At 37.6% G+C, this 15,730-nt stretch carries 16 protein-coding genes; 5 read left to right on the forward strand and 11 right to left on the reverse strand.

The window, feature by feature from the left end:
• Window positions 1-26 precede the first annotated feature (26 nt).
• The 7 genes from DS745_RS08000 to gnd all read right to left on the reverse strand — a co-directional run bounded on the left by DS745_RS08000 (window position 27) and on the right by gnd (window position 6,386).
• Complete coding sequence (locus tag DS745_RS08000) at window positions 27-1,010, reverse strand: C-terminal binding protein (protein ID WP_129077752.1); 984 nt, start codon at window positions 1,008-1,010, stop codon at window positions 27-29.
• Between the two features lie 12 nt (window positions 1,011-1,022).
• Window positions 1,023-1,919, reverse strand: a complete 897-nt coding sequence (locus DS745_RS08005) for an AEC family transporter (RefSeq protein WP_129077753.1) — start codon at window positions 1,917-1,919, stop codon at window positions 1,023-1,025.
• Between the two features lie 159 nt (window positions 1,920-2,078).
• Entirely contained in the window at window positions 2,079-2,339 is a 261-nt protein-coding gene (locus DS745_RS08010; RefSeq protein ID WP_129077754.1) for an HPr family phosphocarrier protein, read from the reverse strand.
• Between the two features lie 30 nt (window positions 2,340-2,369).
• Window positions 2,370-3,638 carry a TRAP transporter large permease gene (locus tag DS745_RS08015; protein WP_129077755.1) on the reverse strand — a complete coding sequence of 423 codons (1,269 nt, stop codon included), beginning with the start codon at window positions 3,636-3,638 and terminating at the stop codon, window positions 2,370-2,372.
• An 11-nt stretch (window positions 3,639-3,649) separates the two neighbouring features.
• Window positions 3,650-4,174 (reverse strand): TRAP transporter small permease, encoded by a 525-nt coding sequence (locus tag DS745_RS08020; protein ID WP_129077756.1) that lies wholly within the window; start codon window positions 4,172-4,174, stop codon window positions 3,650-3,652.
• A 153-nt stretch (window positions 4,175-4,327) separates the two neighbouring features.
• Window positions 4,328-5,389, reverse strand: coding sequence for a TRAP transporter substrate-binding protein (locus tag DS745_RS08025; RefSeq protein ID WP_129077757.1), 1,062 nt, complete (start codon window positions 5,387-5,389; stop codon window positions 4,328-4,330).
• Window positions 5,390-5,489: 100 nt separating this feature from the next.
• Window positions 5,490-6,386 carry a phosphogluconate dehydrogenase (NAD(+)-dependent, decarboxylating) gene (gnd, locus tag DS745_RS08030; protein WP_129077758.1) on the reverse strand — a complete coding sequence of 299 codons (897 nt, stop codon included), beginning with the start codon at window positions 6,384-6,386 and terminating at the stop codon, window positions 5,490-5,492.
• A gap of 259 nt (window positions 6,387-6,645) precedes the next feature.
• On the opposite strand from gnd, the gene DS745_RS08035 reads away from it, so the two are divergent.
• A complete protein-coding gene (locus DS745_RS08035; protein WP_196121224.1) occupies window positions 6,646-7,497 on the forward strand; it encodes a MurR/RpiR family transcriptional regulator in 852 nt (283 codons plus the stop codon).
• Window positions 7,498-7,515: 18 nt separating this feature from the next.
• Window positions 7,516-9,042, forward strand: a complete 1,527-nt coding sequence (locus DS745_RS08040; RefSeq protein ID WP_129077759.1) for a gluconokinase — start codon at window positions 7,516-7,518, stop codon at window positions 9,040-9,042.
• Window positions 9,043-9,346: 304 nt separating this feature from the next.
• Here DS745_RS08040 and DS745_RS08045 read toward each other — a convergent pair whose 3' ends face one another.
• The 3 genes from DS745_RS08045 to DS745_RS08055 form a co-directional block, all read right to left on the reverse strand.
• Window positions 9,347-9,823 (reverse strand): GNAT family N-acetyltransferase, encoded by a 477-nt coding sequence (locus DS745_RS08045; RefSeq protein WP_196121225.1) that lies wholly within the window; start codon window positions 9,821-9,823, stop codon window positions 9,347-9,349.
• A 97-nt stretch (window positions 9,824-9,920) separates the two neighbouring features.
• Window positions 9,921-11,555: a dihydroxy-acid dehydratase gene (gene ilvD, locus DS745_RS08050; RefSeq protein ID WP_129077760.1), complete on the reverse strand. Its 1,635-nt coding sequence runs from the start codon at window positions 11,553-11,555 to the stop codon at window positions 9,921-9,923.
• 17 nt (window positions 11,556-11,572) lie between these two features.
• On the reverse strand, window positions 11,573-12,454 hold the full coding sequence (locus DS745_RS08055; RefSeq protein ID WP_129077761.1) for a dihydrodipicolinate synthase family protein: 882 nt from the start codon (window positions 12,452-12,454) through the stop codon (window positions 11,573-11,575).
• Between the two features lie 204 nt (window positions 12,455-12,658).
• On the opposite strand from DS745_RS08055, the gene DS745_RS08060 reads away from it, so the two are divergent.
• The 3 genes from DS745_RS08060 (at window position 12,659) to DS745_RS08070 (ending at window position 14,906) form a co-directional block, all read left to right on the forward strand.
• On the forward strand, window positions 12,659-13,753 hold the full coding sequence (locus DS745_RS08060; RefSeq protein WP_129077762.1) for a type III polyketide synthase: 1,095 nt from the start codon (window positions 12,659-12,661) through the stop codon (window positions 13,751-13,753).
• 2 nt (window positions 13,754-13,755) lie between these two features.
• Window positions 13,756-14,316, forward strand: coding sequence for an isoprenylcysteine carboxyl methyltransferase family protein (locus tag DS745_RS08065; RefSeq protein ID WP_129077763.1), 561 nt, complete (start codon window positions 13,756-13,758; stop codon window positions 14,314-14,316).
• Window positions 14,317-14,429: 113 nt separating this feature from the next.
• Entirely contained in the window at window positions 14,430-14,906 is a 477-nt protein-coding gene (locus DS745_RS08070; protein WP_241657759.1) for a hypothetical protein, read from the forward strand.
• A gap of 77 nt (window positions 14,907-14,983) precedes the next feature.
• Here the strand turns inward: DS745_RS08070 and DS745_RS08075 are convergent, their stop codons facing one another.
• A complete protein-coding gene (locus DS745_RS08075; RefSeq protein WP_129077764.1) occupies window positions 14,984-15,718 on the reverse strand; it encodes a BsuPI-related putative proteinase inhibitor in 735 nt (244 codons plus the stop codon).
• Window positions 15,719-15,730: the final 12 nt, after the last annotated feature.

The following is a 15,730-nucleotide window of genomic DNA, read 5'->3' on the forward strand; positions in this document are numbered from 1 at the left end:
AAATAAACCGATCAGTGTTTGATCGGTTATTGCTCTTTTAAATGGAGTACTTGCTTTAAAGATGAATTCACGAAATACTTTGGGAAAAAACCACTCAACACGTCAGCAACATTTTGAGCTGTCTTTCTCTTCAACTCTTCTTGAGCTTCTTCTGAATACCATGCAACATGAGGATTAAGAATAACATTTTCCATTTTTAGTAATGGATTATCAATAGGAATTGGTTCTTCCTCTAATACATCCAATGCTGCACCAGCAATTGTTCCTGACTGTAAGGCCCTAATGAGCGATTTCTCATCAATAACTGGCCCTCTTGCAGTATTTATGATAAAAGTTTCGGTTTTCATTAGCGAAAACTCCGCATCGCTTAACAACCCTTGTGTCTGTTCATTTAGTGGGGCGTGTACCGAAATAAAATCAGCATTCTTACATAACTCTTCTAATGTCACTAACTGGACATTTAACTGGCTTGCTATTTCTTCTCGGACAAAGGGATCAAATGCGACAACCTCTATCCCAAATCCCTGTGCTTTCTTAGCTAACGCTTGAGGAATTTGTCCGAAGCCAACTAAACCTAATACTCTCCCACGTAACCGAAAAATTGGCACACCAATATTAAAATCCCATGTTCCTTTTTTAACTGAATTATTTAATGCTACAACTTTCCTAGCTGCACTCATTAAGAGTGCAAAGGCATGATCAGAAACCTCATCAATACAATAGTCCGTTACATTGCTAACAATGATCCCTTTTTCAGTTGCTGCATCAACATCAATTGTGTTTACACCGACACCATAACGGGCAATTACCTTACAATTTTTAAGATTTTCGATTACCCTACGAGTAATCGGTGCATATTGATTTAGAATACCATCTGCATCAGAACATGCTTCTATAACTTCTTCTTCCGTCTTACATTGAGCTGTTATCAATTCTATTCCAACTGTTTTTAACACGTCCTGTTCAGTAGTTAGACTTTTGTATTCGTAATCTGTAATAACTACTTTCAAAACATTTCACTCCTATCCTAGTATGGCAAGCAAGATTGTGATTGTAAAAATACTAATGATTGTCGTCACTAACGTAATCGCTGAGACTAGTTTTGGTTTTGCGTCAAACTGAACTGCATACATCACAATCGTTGCTGCAGAAGGCATTGCTGCTGATACAATTAATACTTTTGCCAGTAGTGGATCAAACGGGAACAATAAGGTTATTAAATAAGCAATGATTGGTGAGATAATTAACCTAACAATAACACCAAAGGTAATATGCCCCCACTCAAATTTTGTCCATTGTATGTTTGCTAACTGCATCCCGAGAATAACCATTACTGTTGGTATTGTGGCATCTGCAATAATATCAATGGTCTGAAATAAGTTATTGGGAATTTCTAATTGCAGCCCTTTTAGCAAAAGAGCAACAATTACCGCATATGTAGCTGGCATCTCGAACACTGATTTAATAGCAACCTTGATCGTAGTTTTTCCCCTAGCTGCATAATACACTCCAAAAAAATTCATAATAATTGCTTGTAACACTAAGAATGATACTGAATAAGCAAAACCTATATCTCCGTAGGCAAATAAAATAATCGGAGCGCCATAATTGCCTGAATTCATAAAAGCTGTCGATAAGATTAATCCACTTTCAAGAGATTGTGGATACTTACGAATTCTTGCATAGATAATATTTATTACAATAATTGCTACTAACAAAATAGCTGAGAAAATAACCATATATAAGTACTGCATATCTAAATCAGCAGTGTAGAAGACTCGAAAAACTAAGCATGGGGTCATGACATATATTGCGACGGTTGAAATAGCTTTAATATCTAACCGTTTCCATATTTGCACTAGGTAACCGATTAAGAATACTAATATGACAGGTAAAACTACTTGAAAAAATATCGTCATAGTGATCGAACCATCTCATCTTCATTTTGAATTAAGCTACAAATTACACCTTCCATACATTACCTTCCCCCTAGCGACGATAAATTCTCTCTAATTATAAATTCAAATTTAATAAAGTGGAAGAAAAGCGGTTGGTTTCCCGACCGCTTTTCAACATACTTATGTTAAATAATTTTCAATTGCTTGTACTGCTTCTTCGCAGTCTTCACCGATGGCACGAATTAGAAGTTTATCACCGTTTCTTAGTTGCAAGGTAATTAAACCAAGAAAGCTTTTTAAGTTTACTTCAACAATCATTCCTCTGACCATCTTTTTTAAGAAAATCTCTGACTGAAGTGGCTGTATTGACTTACTTAAATCGGTAATTGTTTGATCTTCTGAAATATTAACAACAATCTCTTTTAGACATTCATTTGCCAATTCGCACCAATCCTTTTCTCTTTGTATTTATTATAAGAATAGCAATGAGATTTGTGGAATAAATACCACTAGCAATAGCGTAAACAACATAACAAAGAAGAACGGAACAATTGCTTTTGATAAAGCTTCAATTGAAAGTCCCGATATACCAGAACCAACAAACAAATTAACACCCAGTGGTGGTGTAATAAAACCAATTGCTAAGTTTAACACCATGATAATTCCAAAGTGAACCGGATCATATCCAATATTCACGGCGATTGGCAAAAGGATTGGTGTTAGAATAATGATTGCTGCTAAAGTATCCATAAAGCAACCAACTATTAGTAAAAGTAGTGTAATCAATAAGATAATTACAATTGGACTTTCAGAAACTGACAGCATCGCTTGTGCGACTTGATTTGGGATTTGTTGTATTGTTAACAATCGACCAAATGCCGTTGCAGTACCAACGATGATTAAAATCGTTGCTGTAGTTAGTGCTGAGTTAGCGAAAACACTAGGAAGGTCTTTTATTTTCAATTCTCGGTATAAAAGTAATCCTGCAACTAGTCCATAAACCACAGCAATTACCGCTGCTTCTGTGGGTGTAAATATTCCTCCATAAATTCCACCTAAAATGATAATTGGAATTAATAATGCCCATTTTGCATCCCAAACCGCTCTTCCGATATTAGCCAAAGATGTTTTTTCATCTAACCCTGTATAGCCCATCTTTTTTGAATAAAAGTATGCATAGACAATTAATGCTATTCCAACTAAAATTCCCGGTAAAATACCTGCAATAAACATATTGGCAATTGATACGTTCCCTACCACACCATAGATTACCATTGGAATACTCGGTGGGATAATAACTCCTAAAGAACCAGCCGCACAAACAACTGCAGTAGCAAACCTCTTGTCATACCCCTGGCGAACCATCGCTGGGATCATAATTCCACCAATGGCAGCTACTGTAGCAGGACCTGAACCTGAGATTGCAGCAAAAAACATACAAGTAATAATTGTAGCAATTGCAAAACCACCAGTTTTATTACCTACCAGTGAGTTTGCAACACGGAAAAGGCGTTCAGAGATACCACCTTTCCCCATAATTTCACCCGCTAAAATAAAGAACGGGACGGCCATTAACGGGAACGAGTCTACCGAGGTAATTAACTCTTTAGCTAAAAACTGTAGATTAAGATTTCCGGAATAAATGATCGTAACAAATGTTGATAATCCTAAGGCAATTCCAATTGGAACACTTAGAAGTAGAAATAAGGCAAACGATATAAATAAAACTGCTGCAACCATTTTCTTGCCTCCTAATCTTCCTGAAGTTTTTCTTGGGTAGTCTTTATTTCTAATTCACCAAACCCAAATAATGCTCTAAATTGTTTAATTAAATTTTGTAACAATCGAATAGCAGTTAAGCCCATCCCTATCGGGGCTGCTAAATAGATAATTCCCATTGGAATTTGATTAGCTGGAGATTTCTGTCCCCATTCAAGAATTTGCATTGCAATTCCCGATCCATATTGGATGACGAATAAGGCAAAGAATAAAAATAGTAAGTTTGAAATGATTGTCAGGATAAGTCTTCCTCTTTCTTTAAAAAGTAATAACAATACATCTACTTTAATATGGCGCTGTTTCTTTACTCCATAACTAATACCAATATATACAAGCCAGATAAAGCAGTAACGAGCTAGTTCCTCTGACCACGAAAGAGATGCATCGAACACATAGCGCATAATTACTTGTAAAAAGATAACTGCAACCATTACGACCGAAAAAATAACAAGAAAAACTTCTTCAATATGGTCATCTAACCACTTTAATACCCTCATCTATGTCCTCTCCTTTTGTAAAGTTATATTCTCTGTTGGTTAGGAAGGAAAGCAAAACTGTTTACCTTTCATAGATAAACACTTGTGCTTTCCTTTCTTTAATATAGTAAGAGAAGGTGTATCCACCCTCTCTTACCGGTATTTATGTTTTAATTATTGTTGTGCATCGGCAACTGCTTGATAAACAGCGTCTACAACTTCTCTACCAATTTGATCAGCAAAGCGCTCAATTACTGGTTGAACTAGGTCGACCATTTCTTGACGAGCTTCAGGAGTGATTTCTGTAAACGTCATTCCTTCTGCTTGGAGGTTTGCAAGATACTCAGCTGCTGCTTCACGGTTCATATTACGTTGGAATGCACCCGCTTCATAAGCAGCATTTGTAACGATTTCTTGTTGCTCAGGAGTTAAACCATCAAAGAAAGATTTAGATACTAAGAATACCCAAGGGCTATAGATATGGTGTGTGTTAGAAACATGATCCTGTACTTCAAAGAACTTTTGTAGGTAAATTGTTGCATAAGGATTTTCTTGCCCATCAACCGTACCTTGTTGCATTGCCGCGAACAATTCTGTAAATGCCATTGGCGTTGGGTTTGCACCTAGTGCACGGAATGCTTCTAAGTGTAATTGGTTTTCCATTGTACGAATTTTTAATCCTTTAAAGTCTGCTGCAGTTGCAACAGGACGAACACTGTTTGTTAAGTCACGGAATCCATTTTCCCAGTAACCTAAACCAACTAAGTTTTGAGTTGCTAGTCTACTTAATAACTCTTCACCAACATCTCCACCTAATACAGCATCGGCTACTTGTTCGTTAGGGAATAAGAACGGAATATCAAACACACTGAACTCTGGAAGGAAGTTCGCGATTACTGCTGTAGAAGGTACTGTAATTTCCTGTGTACCTAATTGCAACGCTTCCGTCATTGTACGGTCATCACCAAGTTGACCACTGTGATACGTTTCAATAACGATCGCACCATTTGTTTGCTCTTCTACAAGTTCTTTGAATTTTAATAAACCTTTGTATTGAGGATGTTGATCGTTTAGACCGATCCCTGCGCGCATTGTTTTTACTTCAGTCGGTGCTTCTGTTGTTGTATCTCCACCTGTTTGAGGTGTTTCTGGAGTAGCCGTACCACCGCCACCACAGCCTACTAAACCAAGTGCTAATATAGCTGTGCTAAAAAGTAAGCCTAATTTCTTTTTCATTTTTGTTTGCCCCCTTAAAGAATGTTTTATTATTTATTACACTGAAATATTTTTCAGTTATAACCATGTTAACGTTTACAATTCATTCCAAAAGTAGTTATTACTTTCTAACTACTTCGTGACCACCAAATTCATTTCTTAACGCAGCAACTACTTTTCCAGTAAATGTATCATCTTCTAATGAGCGATATCGCATCAGTAATGACATCGTGATAACTGGCGCAGCTACTTGTAAATCAAGAGCTTCTTCTATCGTCCACTTACCTTCCCCAGAAGAATTCATTATTCCACGAATGCCTTCAAGTTTCGGATCTTTTGAGAATGCATTTTCGGTTAATTCCATTAACCATGAACGAATGACAGAGCCATTGTTCCAAACTCTAGCAACTGCTTCAAAGTCATAATCGAATTCACTTTTCTCCAAGATGTCAAAGCCCTCAGCGATCGCTGCCATCATTCCATACTCAATACCGTTATGAATCATTTTTAGGTAGTGTCCGCTTCCCATCGGTCCAGCATATAGATAGCCGTTTTGAATTGAAACATCCTTAAATAATGGTTCAATTGTTTTAAAGACTTCAGGATCTCCACCAATCATAGTACAAGCATCTTTTCTTGCTCCACTTGTTCCACCACTTGTTCCAACATCAAAGAAATAAATTCCTTTTTCATCAAGTAGCTTTCCTCTGGCTATTGACTTTTTATAATGGGAATTCCCTCCATCTATCACAATATCCCCAGCTGATAAAAGACCTGAAAGCTTATGTATTACATTTTCAGTAATTTCGCCTGCAGGAACCATTACCCATACAACTCTTGGTGACTCAAGCTTTTCAACTAACTCTTCAATTGAAAAAGCTCCCTCGGCACCGTCTCGAATAATATTATTCACTTGCTCAGCATTAACATCTGTGCCTACAACTGAATGACCATTATCCATTATGTTCAATACTAAGTTGTAGCCCATTTTACCAAGGCCGATCATTCCTAGTTTCATTGTTGCCTCCTTAGTTCCTAACCGTAAATTTTCTTTCAAAAAACCTGCACTAAATTATTTTCTGCATTATTTAGTTTCCTATGACAAATTATTCGTGAAAGTTTTTTTCACCAATTGATCCAATGAAAGAAAATTCCTTACAAAATTAATTATATGATAAATTATTTCTTTTTCAAGGCTTTTTTTGAAAAAATATTTTTTTATCAAGCGTTTTCATATACTATAGACTTAACGAATTCAATTTTAAGGGAGTGTCACTATGATTCAAACACATTGTCTCGCACGTATTAGATCTTCATATGAAGATTTTAGTGATAAAGAAAAAGCTATTGCCGATTATGTGATAAGTAACCCGAAACAAATTATTCATTCAACGATCAGTCAAGTCGCAGAAGATTTGGGTGTTGCTGAAGCGACAGTGTTTCGCTTTTGTAAACGTATTGGATTTAAAGGCTATCAAGCAATGAAAATTGCCTTAGCTTCTGAAGTCTCTCATGATGAGATGGATGATATTCATGAAGAAATTCAGGTTGGTGATACAGAAAAGGAAGTAGCGGAAAAGGTTTTTCGTTCAAATATTCGTACGCTAGAGGAAACTCTAAGAATTATCGAACAAGACAACTTTAAAGCTGCGGTTCAAGCAATATTACATGCGAAAAAAATAGAGTTTTATGGAAATGGTGGGTCAGGTTCTGTTGCGGAAGATGCTCACCATAAGTTTCTACGTACGGGGTTCCAAAGTGTCGCCTACCGGGATTCCCATTTACAAATCATGGCTGCTTCATTGTTAAGCAAAGGTGATGTAGCAGTGGTGATTTCTCATTCTGGATCAAATAAAGACATGCTTCAAGCTCTTGAGGTTGCAAAGGATGCGGGCGCAGTAACAATTGCCATAACAACTTTAGCTAAATCACCTCTTAGTCAGGGCGCGGACATTACACTTTATACAGTAAGTGACGAGACCGAGTACCGTTCAGAAGCACTTTCTTCAAGGCTTGCCCAATTAAGTATTATTGATGCCTTGTATGTAAACATTAGTATTGCTAGAAAAGATCTGATGCAGCAATCATTACAAAAAATACGAAATGCAATTTCGTTAAAACGCCTATAGATTAAGGATGTGTTTGGTATGAACAAGTATGTTATTGGTTTAGATATCGGAACTACGAGTGCAAAGGCAGTATTATTTCAAAAGAGTGGTCTCGTGATGGCTGAAAGTGAAAGTCTTTACCCTGTTCATCACCCCGAACCTTCTTGGGCTGAGCAGGATCCTATTGTAATTGAAAAAGCAGCCATTGAAGCCATCAGTTCAGTAATCAAAAAGGCAACAATCCAAAAGGATCAGGTTGTAGCTATCGGACTTTCTTCAGCGATGCATTCACTTATTTGTATTGATCAAAACAACGAGCCACTCTCTCCATCGATTATTTGGGCAGATGGTCGAAGTGTTGAACAAGCTAAAAAGCTTCGCCTTCAAACAGAGATTTACTTAAAAACTGGAACACCCATTCATCCGATGTCACCTTTATGCAAGCTAGTGTGGATGAAAGAAAATAATTATCAACCTTATCTAGAAGCCTCAATGTTTGTTTCAATCAAAGAATTCCTTCTACTGAGATGGTTTGGTGAGGCCGTTGTTGATTACTCCGTCGCTTCGGCTACTGGTTTATTTAATATCCATACGTTTGAATGGGACCAAGATGTTCTTACTATTGCCGGCATACAACAAAATCAGTTATCTAGGCCAGTGTCACCAACAACGATGTGCCAAGGCTTACATAAAGAACTTGCTAATCAAATGGGTATTCACCCTGATACTCCGTTTGTACTCGGCGGAAGCGATGGTCCTTTAGCAAATTTAGGTATTGGTGCAATTAAACCTGGCGATGTTGCCATTACAGTAGGCACTAGTGGAGCAATCAGACAAATGGCTTCAAATCCTAGAACGGATGAACTCCAAGAAATATTCTGTTACGCGGTCACTGCTGATCGTTGGATCATGGGGGGACCAACAAATAACGGGGGAATTGTCTTTCAATGGCTTCGAGACGTGTTGGGGCAAAAGGAAATCGAACTTGCAACCACACAAGGAGGCAATGCTTACGATTTACTAACTAAGCTGGCTTCATCGGTTACACCGGGTGCTAATGGATTGTTATTCTTACCGTTTCTAAACGGTGAACGTGCACCATATTGGGATGCTAATGCCCGCGGTACCCTAATTGGATTAACGTTATCCCATAAGAAAGAACATATGATTAGAGCAGGGCTTGAGGGTGTTGTCTATAGTTTATATAGTGTTGGTGAAGCATTGGAGCGTCTAGCCGGGGAGCCTGTTCAACTTTTTGCAAGTGGTGGTTTTGCTCGATCTCCACTTTGGTTACAAATCGTTGCAGATATATTCGGGCATCCAGTTCAAGTACCAGAAAGTCATCAAAGTTCAGCTTGGGGAGCTGCTTGGTTTGCCTTGCTTGCCGTCGGAGAAGCTTCCTCTTTAGAGGGGATAAAAGAGTCTATTCCTATGAAGCAAACCTTTGAGCCTAATCAACAGTCAAACAAGGTTTACCGGGAATTATATGTAACTTATCGAGAGTTGTACATGGCTTTAAAACCACATTTTCATTCTCTTGCTGAGTTTCAACGTAATCATAAGTAGTCTAAAAATCAAAATTTACTAAGAAAAGCGCAAGGCGCCCGCCTATCGGCGACAAGCAAATGTTCTGACCGATAACAAGTGTGCTCTCTCACTTTTAATCAAGGGAAAAAGGAAGTTCACTTTTTCCTCGGTCAGGTTATTTGACCTCGAGCCAAGAACATCTTTGAATTACCTCTCGGTTCTTTGCGACGAGTAACCACAGGAGCAGATGGCGCCTGGAGCTAGACAATTTTTAAGTTGAAAATTATATACTTTCTTATATTACAAAGAAAGCCTATCAAACCAAAGTTTGATAGGCTCTTTGTTAACTTGAAAAAACTTGTGTATACCTTCCATTTTCATACCGTTCTGTATATTTACCTTTTGTATACTTGTCGATAACATTTCTCCAAAAGTGTTGTGCTGGTTGGTTTTTTTCAAGTTGAAAGACTTCCCAGTTCCCTCGATGTAAATGAAACATTTCTGTAGCCACTTGTTTACCAATCCCAAATCGACGGTATTTTTTCATGATAAAAAATTCAGCAATAGAGTAATAGCCCTTTTCTTCTTCTTCAATCAACCTCACTAGGGAAAATCCTGCATACCTTCCGTCAATCTCTACTAGATATGGGAATTTCGTTTGCTCAATCCAATAATGATCTAAATTTGGATATTCTCCAAACCTACCATCTTCTTCTAAATGGGCTTCAACAAACTCTGAGAAGTCATAAAAATAGTATTGCATCAAGTTTTTGACAATCTCTTTTTCAGCTAAGCTTGCCTTACGGATGATAACGTCCAATTCAAAATCTCCTTCTGAATATTCTTGTTTTTATGGTTAGTATAATGGAGTTTTGAAAGGAATGGTAGATTCCTTTGTAAATATAGTAACAAAAGATTTATAGTTTTCTAATCCCACCAGTAGCAGCGGAAGATGCATGATTTGCGTACATGCGTAAATATTTACTTGCTTCACGTTTTACTATTTCTAAATGGTGAGCACGTTCTACCAACTCTTCATCTGAAACAACTAAATGGATAGAACGATTTGGTATATCAATTTCGATCATATCGTCATCTCTTACTAACGCCAACGTACCACCTTCAGCTGCTTCGGGGCTAGCATAACCGATGGAAAGGCCAGCACTCGCTCCTGAAAATCGTCCATCAGTAATTAATGCCACACGCTCAAACTTCCCTAACACTTCTGTACAGCGATGCAACTCTCTCATCCCTGGTCCGCCTTTTGGACCTTCATAACGAATAACAACCGCATCCCCTTCAGAAATTTGATCAGCTTCATACGCAGCAATAAACTCTTCTTCTGAGTTAAAAACTCGAGCTGGACCTCTAAACGTTAATAACTCTTTTGAAACAGCGGATTGTTTAATTAATGCTCCATCTTCTACTAGATTACCTTTTAAAACGGCAATACCGCCTTCTTTGTCAATTGGCTTTTCAAGAGTGTATATAATTTCACGATCTAAAACGTCATGTCCTTCAATATTTTCTCCAATTGTCTTCCCATTAACTGTTAAAACATCTAAATGTAATAAAGAGCGTAGTTCTTGCATTAACGCTGGCATTCCACCCGCTCTTTGTAAATCGTTCGTTGTGTATTCATTATTATTTGGTGTTACTCCTGCTAAAAAAGGTACCTTGCGACTAATTCGATCAAATAAATCAAAAGGTAGTTCAAGACCTAATTCATGAGCGATTGCTGGTAGATGTAAACAAGCATTTAGAGACCCACCCATTGCTAAGAGTACGGAAATTGCGTTTTCAAATGCCTCAGGTGTCATAATATCTTTAGGTGTAATTCCTGCTTTAACTAAGGCAACCGCTTGGCGACCAGCTTCCTCAGCAGCATCTAGCTGTTCATCAGATAACGCTTGCATCCACGAAGTCTTTGGCAGAGCCATTCCTAACGCCTCTGATAATCCTTGCATTGTATTCGCTGTCCCTAAAAACGGACAAGCACCTGCACTAGGATAATATTGATTAGTAATCTTGACTAACCCTTCCTCGTCAAGCTTTCCTGCTAAAAAGTCTTTTCTAGCAGCTTTTGATTCATAAGGTTTAATATGATTAGGCATAACTCCCCCTAACACTACCAAACTAGGGAGATTTAAACGTGCTGCAGCCATCATCATCCCAGGAACAATTTTGTCACATGAGCTTAACACGACCATACCATCAAACATCCCGTGACCGTTCACCATTATCTCAACACTATCAGCTATAGTTTCGCGACTTGGCAACGAATATTTCATGCCATCGTGCCCTTGGGCAATTCCGTCACAAACAGCAATTGTATTAAATTCTAACGGCAGTCCTCCCGCTTCGCGAACCCCTTTTTTTACTCTCTCTGCTAACTCGCGCAAATGCACGTGACCAGGTACAATTTCATTCCAAGAGTTAGCGATTGCAATTACTGGTTTATCCATATTTTTATAATCAACACCACATGAGCATAAATGTGCTTTTAAGATCGCCCTAGTAAAGGGTGCAATTTCTTCTAGTTTGTTCCCCATGATCGTTCATCCCCCTCTTAAAGTAAGTTAAGTTCTTGTAACCCTTGTTTTAATTTTTCTTTTTCTAGTTCGGTTAAGGCACGTAGTGGCAATTTCACTTTTCCTACATCAACACCACGTAATTTTAAAGCCTCATAATAGGGAGTGATGTAAGAACCTAATTTTAAAACATCACGAACCTCATTGGCACGATATTGTAGCTCCTTTGTTTTTGAAAATTCCCCTGAAATAAAGGCCTCATATAGTTCAACCATTACTTCCGGAAAACAATTTCCAACTGCTGAAACAACCCCAGTAGCTCCCATTTCTAGTGCTGGGTACACTAAGGCGTCTGTTCCCACGACTACATCATAGCCTTCTCCAAGTACCGATAAATAGTCTTTCAAACGGGACAAGTCCTTTGAACTATCTTTAATTCCAACAATATTTCCATGTTTTTCAGCCAAACGACCTACAAGTTTTGGCGTCAACTCATTTTTCGCATTACCCGGTATGTTATATAAATACATTGGTAAACTTGGAATGGCTTCTGCTACCGCAGTAAAATGTAATTCCAAGGAGGTATCATCAAGAGGAAAATACCACGGAGTGACTACTGCACAAGCATCCGTCCCAACCTCATGAGCATATTCTGTTACTTCAATTGTTTCCTGAGTAGAAATAGCCCCTGTATGAACGATTACTGGTACTCTCTTTTTCGTTTCATCGACAACAATTGAAATAACCTTTTTGCGATCAGCTACTGACATTAATGGTCCGCAACCATTCGTTCCTAATGGAAATAAACCGTGTACACCTTTACTAATTAAGAAATTGATATAATCACGCAACGCTTTCTCATTGATTTCTCCTCTTTCTGTAAAAGGAGTAAGGACTGCGGGAATAACTCCATGGATCATCTTGTTTCCCCCTCTTAGTGAATATTTTTTCTCTACGGATTAATTATACGAAATTTTTTTTCGTATTTCATCAAAATTCATTTCATATATATAGACATTTTGTGAAATTAATTTTCTTCTTTTCAGTCAAATTTCAACTAATTATTGAATTATTTATCAAATATTGGTAATGATAACGTCATTACTCTAAGAATAGGTGAGAACATGCCAATTATAGCTTCAGTTAGCACGTATAAACCGCCATATACACTCAAACAAGAGGTCACAACTGAATTTGCTAGAGAATTATTTAGTGATAACTTTCACGATATTGAACGTTTACTACCCGTGTTTTCCAATGGACAAATTGAAGAACGTCAGTTTTCGGTTCCTTTAGATTGGTTCCGGGAAGACCATTCATTTCAAGAACGAAATGATCTTTACATTGATTTAGCGACGAAATATGGAGCAGAAGCAATAAAGGCTTGCTTAAATAACAATGTTTTTCTAGAAGAGAAAATAGCAGAACAATCTATAGATTCAATTATTATGGTCTCAAGTTCTGGAGTGTCAACACCTAGTCTTGACGCTCGGATAATGAATACTTTGCCTTTCAATTCGCGCACAAAGCGAATTCCATTATGGGGACTAGGTTGTGCTGGAGGGGCAAGTGGTATTGCTAGAGGATTAGATTACTGTAAGGCATATCCTAACGCGAATGTTTTAGTTGTTTGTGTTGAGTTATGTAGCCTTACATTTCAGAAAAATGATCGTTCGAAAAGTAACCTTATCGGTACCTCTTTATTTGCTGATGGAGTCGCTTGTGCTTTACTTATGGGTGATGAGTCAGCCTACCTCGAGAAGGTAAAGCAAACAATTAGGCCAAGTATTTTAGCATCCGAGTCAACTCTCATGGCTAACTCCGAAAATGTGATGGGTTGGGATGTCAAAAATACAGGCTTACACGTAGTATTTTCTAGGGATATTCCTACTATCATAAAAAAATGGCTACAACCAAACGTAGAATCTTTTCTAAATAGCCACCGATTAACATTGGACCATCTAGTAGAATTTATCGCCCACCCTGGCGGAAAAAAGGTTCTTGATGCCTATGTTGAATGCCTTAAGATTGATCCCGAACTAACACGTGTGAGTCAAAGCATTTTACAAAAGCATGGTAACATGTCATCGCCTACTGTTTTATATGTCTTAGAGAAAATTATGGAGAAGGAACATCAAGACGGGGATTATGGACTAATGGCAGCACTTGGACCAGGTTTTTCATCAGAGCTAGTACTAATCCAGTGGAAAGGAGTGTAGAAATGATTGGCGTCTATATTTTTATAAGTCTTGTCATCTTACAAAGGATTGTAGAGGTAATAATTGCAAATCGGAATGCGAAATGGATAAAAAGACAAGGTGGCTACGAGGTTGGTCGTGACCACTATAAGTATATCGTCTTGTTACATACATTTTTTTTCATTTCTCTACTAACAGAAGTGAGTCTTTCAAGGCCATCATTTACGAGTTGGGTTATTGCTCCGTTTGTCATCTTTCTACTTGCACAAATTTGTAGGGTATGGGCATTATCTTCATTAGGTCCTTTTTGGAATACAAGGATTATGGTTCTTCCTGGTGCTAAGGTCATTGCAAAGGGACCTTACCGATATTTGCGACATCCAAATTACGTGATTGTTTCAATTGAAATTTTACTACTGCCTGTTATTTTTCAAGCTTATTGGACAGCCTTTATTTTTTCTGTCTTAAACGTACTTATCTTGAGTTTGCGTATAAAGATTGAAGAACAGGCACTACTAGAAACCACCAATTACGAAGAAACATTTGATGCAGTAAGTAGATTTGTTCCTCGATATGAAAAGTAGATTCTTGTAATCGTGGTGAATCCTTAGTAACCTGTGTAATAATCCGGCTTTTGGGATTTTACCAAAGCAACAAACTTTGCGAAAACAGCCATTTTTAAATAGGGGGATGTTCAGTGGATAACAGCATTGGAATTGATCAAGAAACACACAAGAAACTGGCTGTAAATTTATTTAACCGAACGTGGGATTTAATAGAAAAAGTTAATAAGAGCGAAGACGAAAAGGATGAAATGATGTACTCCGCTATCGCCTCAAGGTTCCATTGGGGCTTTGTCGGGACACCTCTACAGTTCGCTAGAGGAGAATGGCAAATTTCAAGAGTATATTCTTTACTAGGAAGACATGAACCAGCATTTCATCATGCAAGGAAATCGCTAGAATTTTGTATTGAAAATAACCTTGGCGATTTTGATTTAGGGTTTGCTTATGAAGCATTAGCTAGATCCTATGCTCTAATTGAGGTTGAAGAAGAAAGCAGGAGATATATACAATTAGCACAGGAAGCAGCAACTAAAATAAGTAATGTAGAAAACAGAGAGTGGTTAGAAAAGAATATTCACTCTGTAGAAACCAACTCAATACCTCTATAGCAATACTTTTGGTGCCTGGCACCATAAAAAGACAAAAAATCACATTGTCCGTGCCTCATGGACAATGTGATTTTCTTTTAGTCTACGATGATACTTGTAATTATAAATTGACCGTTTTCTTCGTAGAAATTAATTGTTACTGGCTCGTTTTCAGGAACTACTTCTAAATATGCTTTTACATCTTCAGTTAGTCGATACACTTTTACATTCCCTGAACTATCTTTCATTTCAATTGAATTGCTGTCTACAATACCTACTAATGAAGCTAATTCTGATGTTGAACCACTACTTACGTCATTACTTACGGTCAATTCAATCTCTGTTCGGAAACCGTCACTTTCTCTAGCTGATGACCAAATTTCTAGTGAATATATACCACTATCTAATGTAGGAATTACTTCCGTTAAATCAATTTCCATGATAATTGAGTCTTTAGCTGCAATTGTTTTCTCAACGAATGCTTCACCAAACATGCGGTCATCTGAATATTGGTATACCTTACTTCCTGTTTGATCTTTAATGATAAAGTCATATTCTTGAAGATTTGCAAAAGTAAGTGTAATGTCTTTATCAGTGGTATTAACTAATTTAAATTGATATAGTTTATCTACGTTTTCCTTTGCCACCAATTCTACTTGAATAGCATCTTCTTCAATTAAAAGCAGTTCTGGTGTCTCTTCAGTAGGTTCTTCATAACCTGTATCAGGACTTCCTCCTACAACCTCTTTTTGCTTAGTATCAACTGTGCCGCAAGCAGCCATGATCATTGCTGCCAGTGTAATACTTGATAATACTTTCCAATACTTTTTCATCTTATTTCCTCC

Source organism: Anaerobacillus alkaliphilus (assembly GCF_004116265.1).
GTDB classification, from domain to species: Bacteria; Bacillota; Bacilli; order Bacillales; family Anaerobacillaceae; genus Anaerobacillus; species Anaerobacillus alkaliphilus.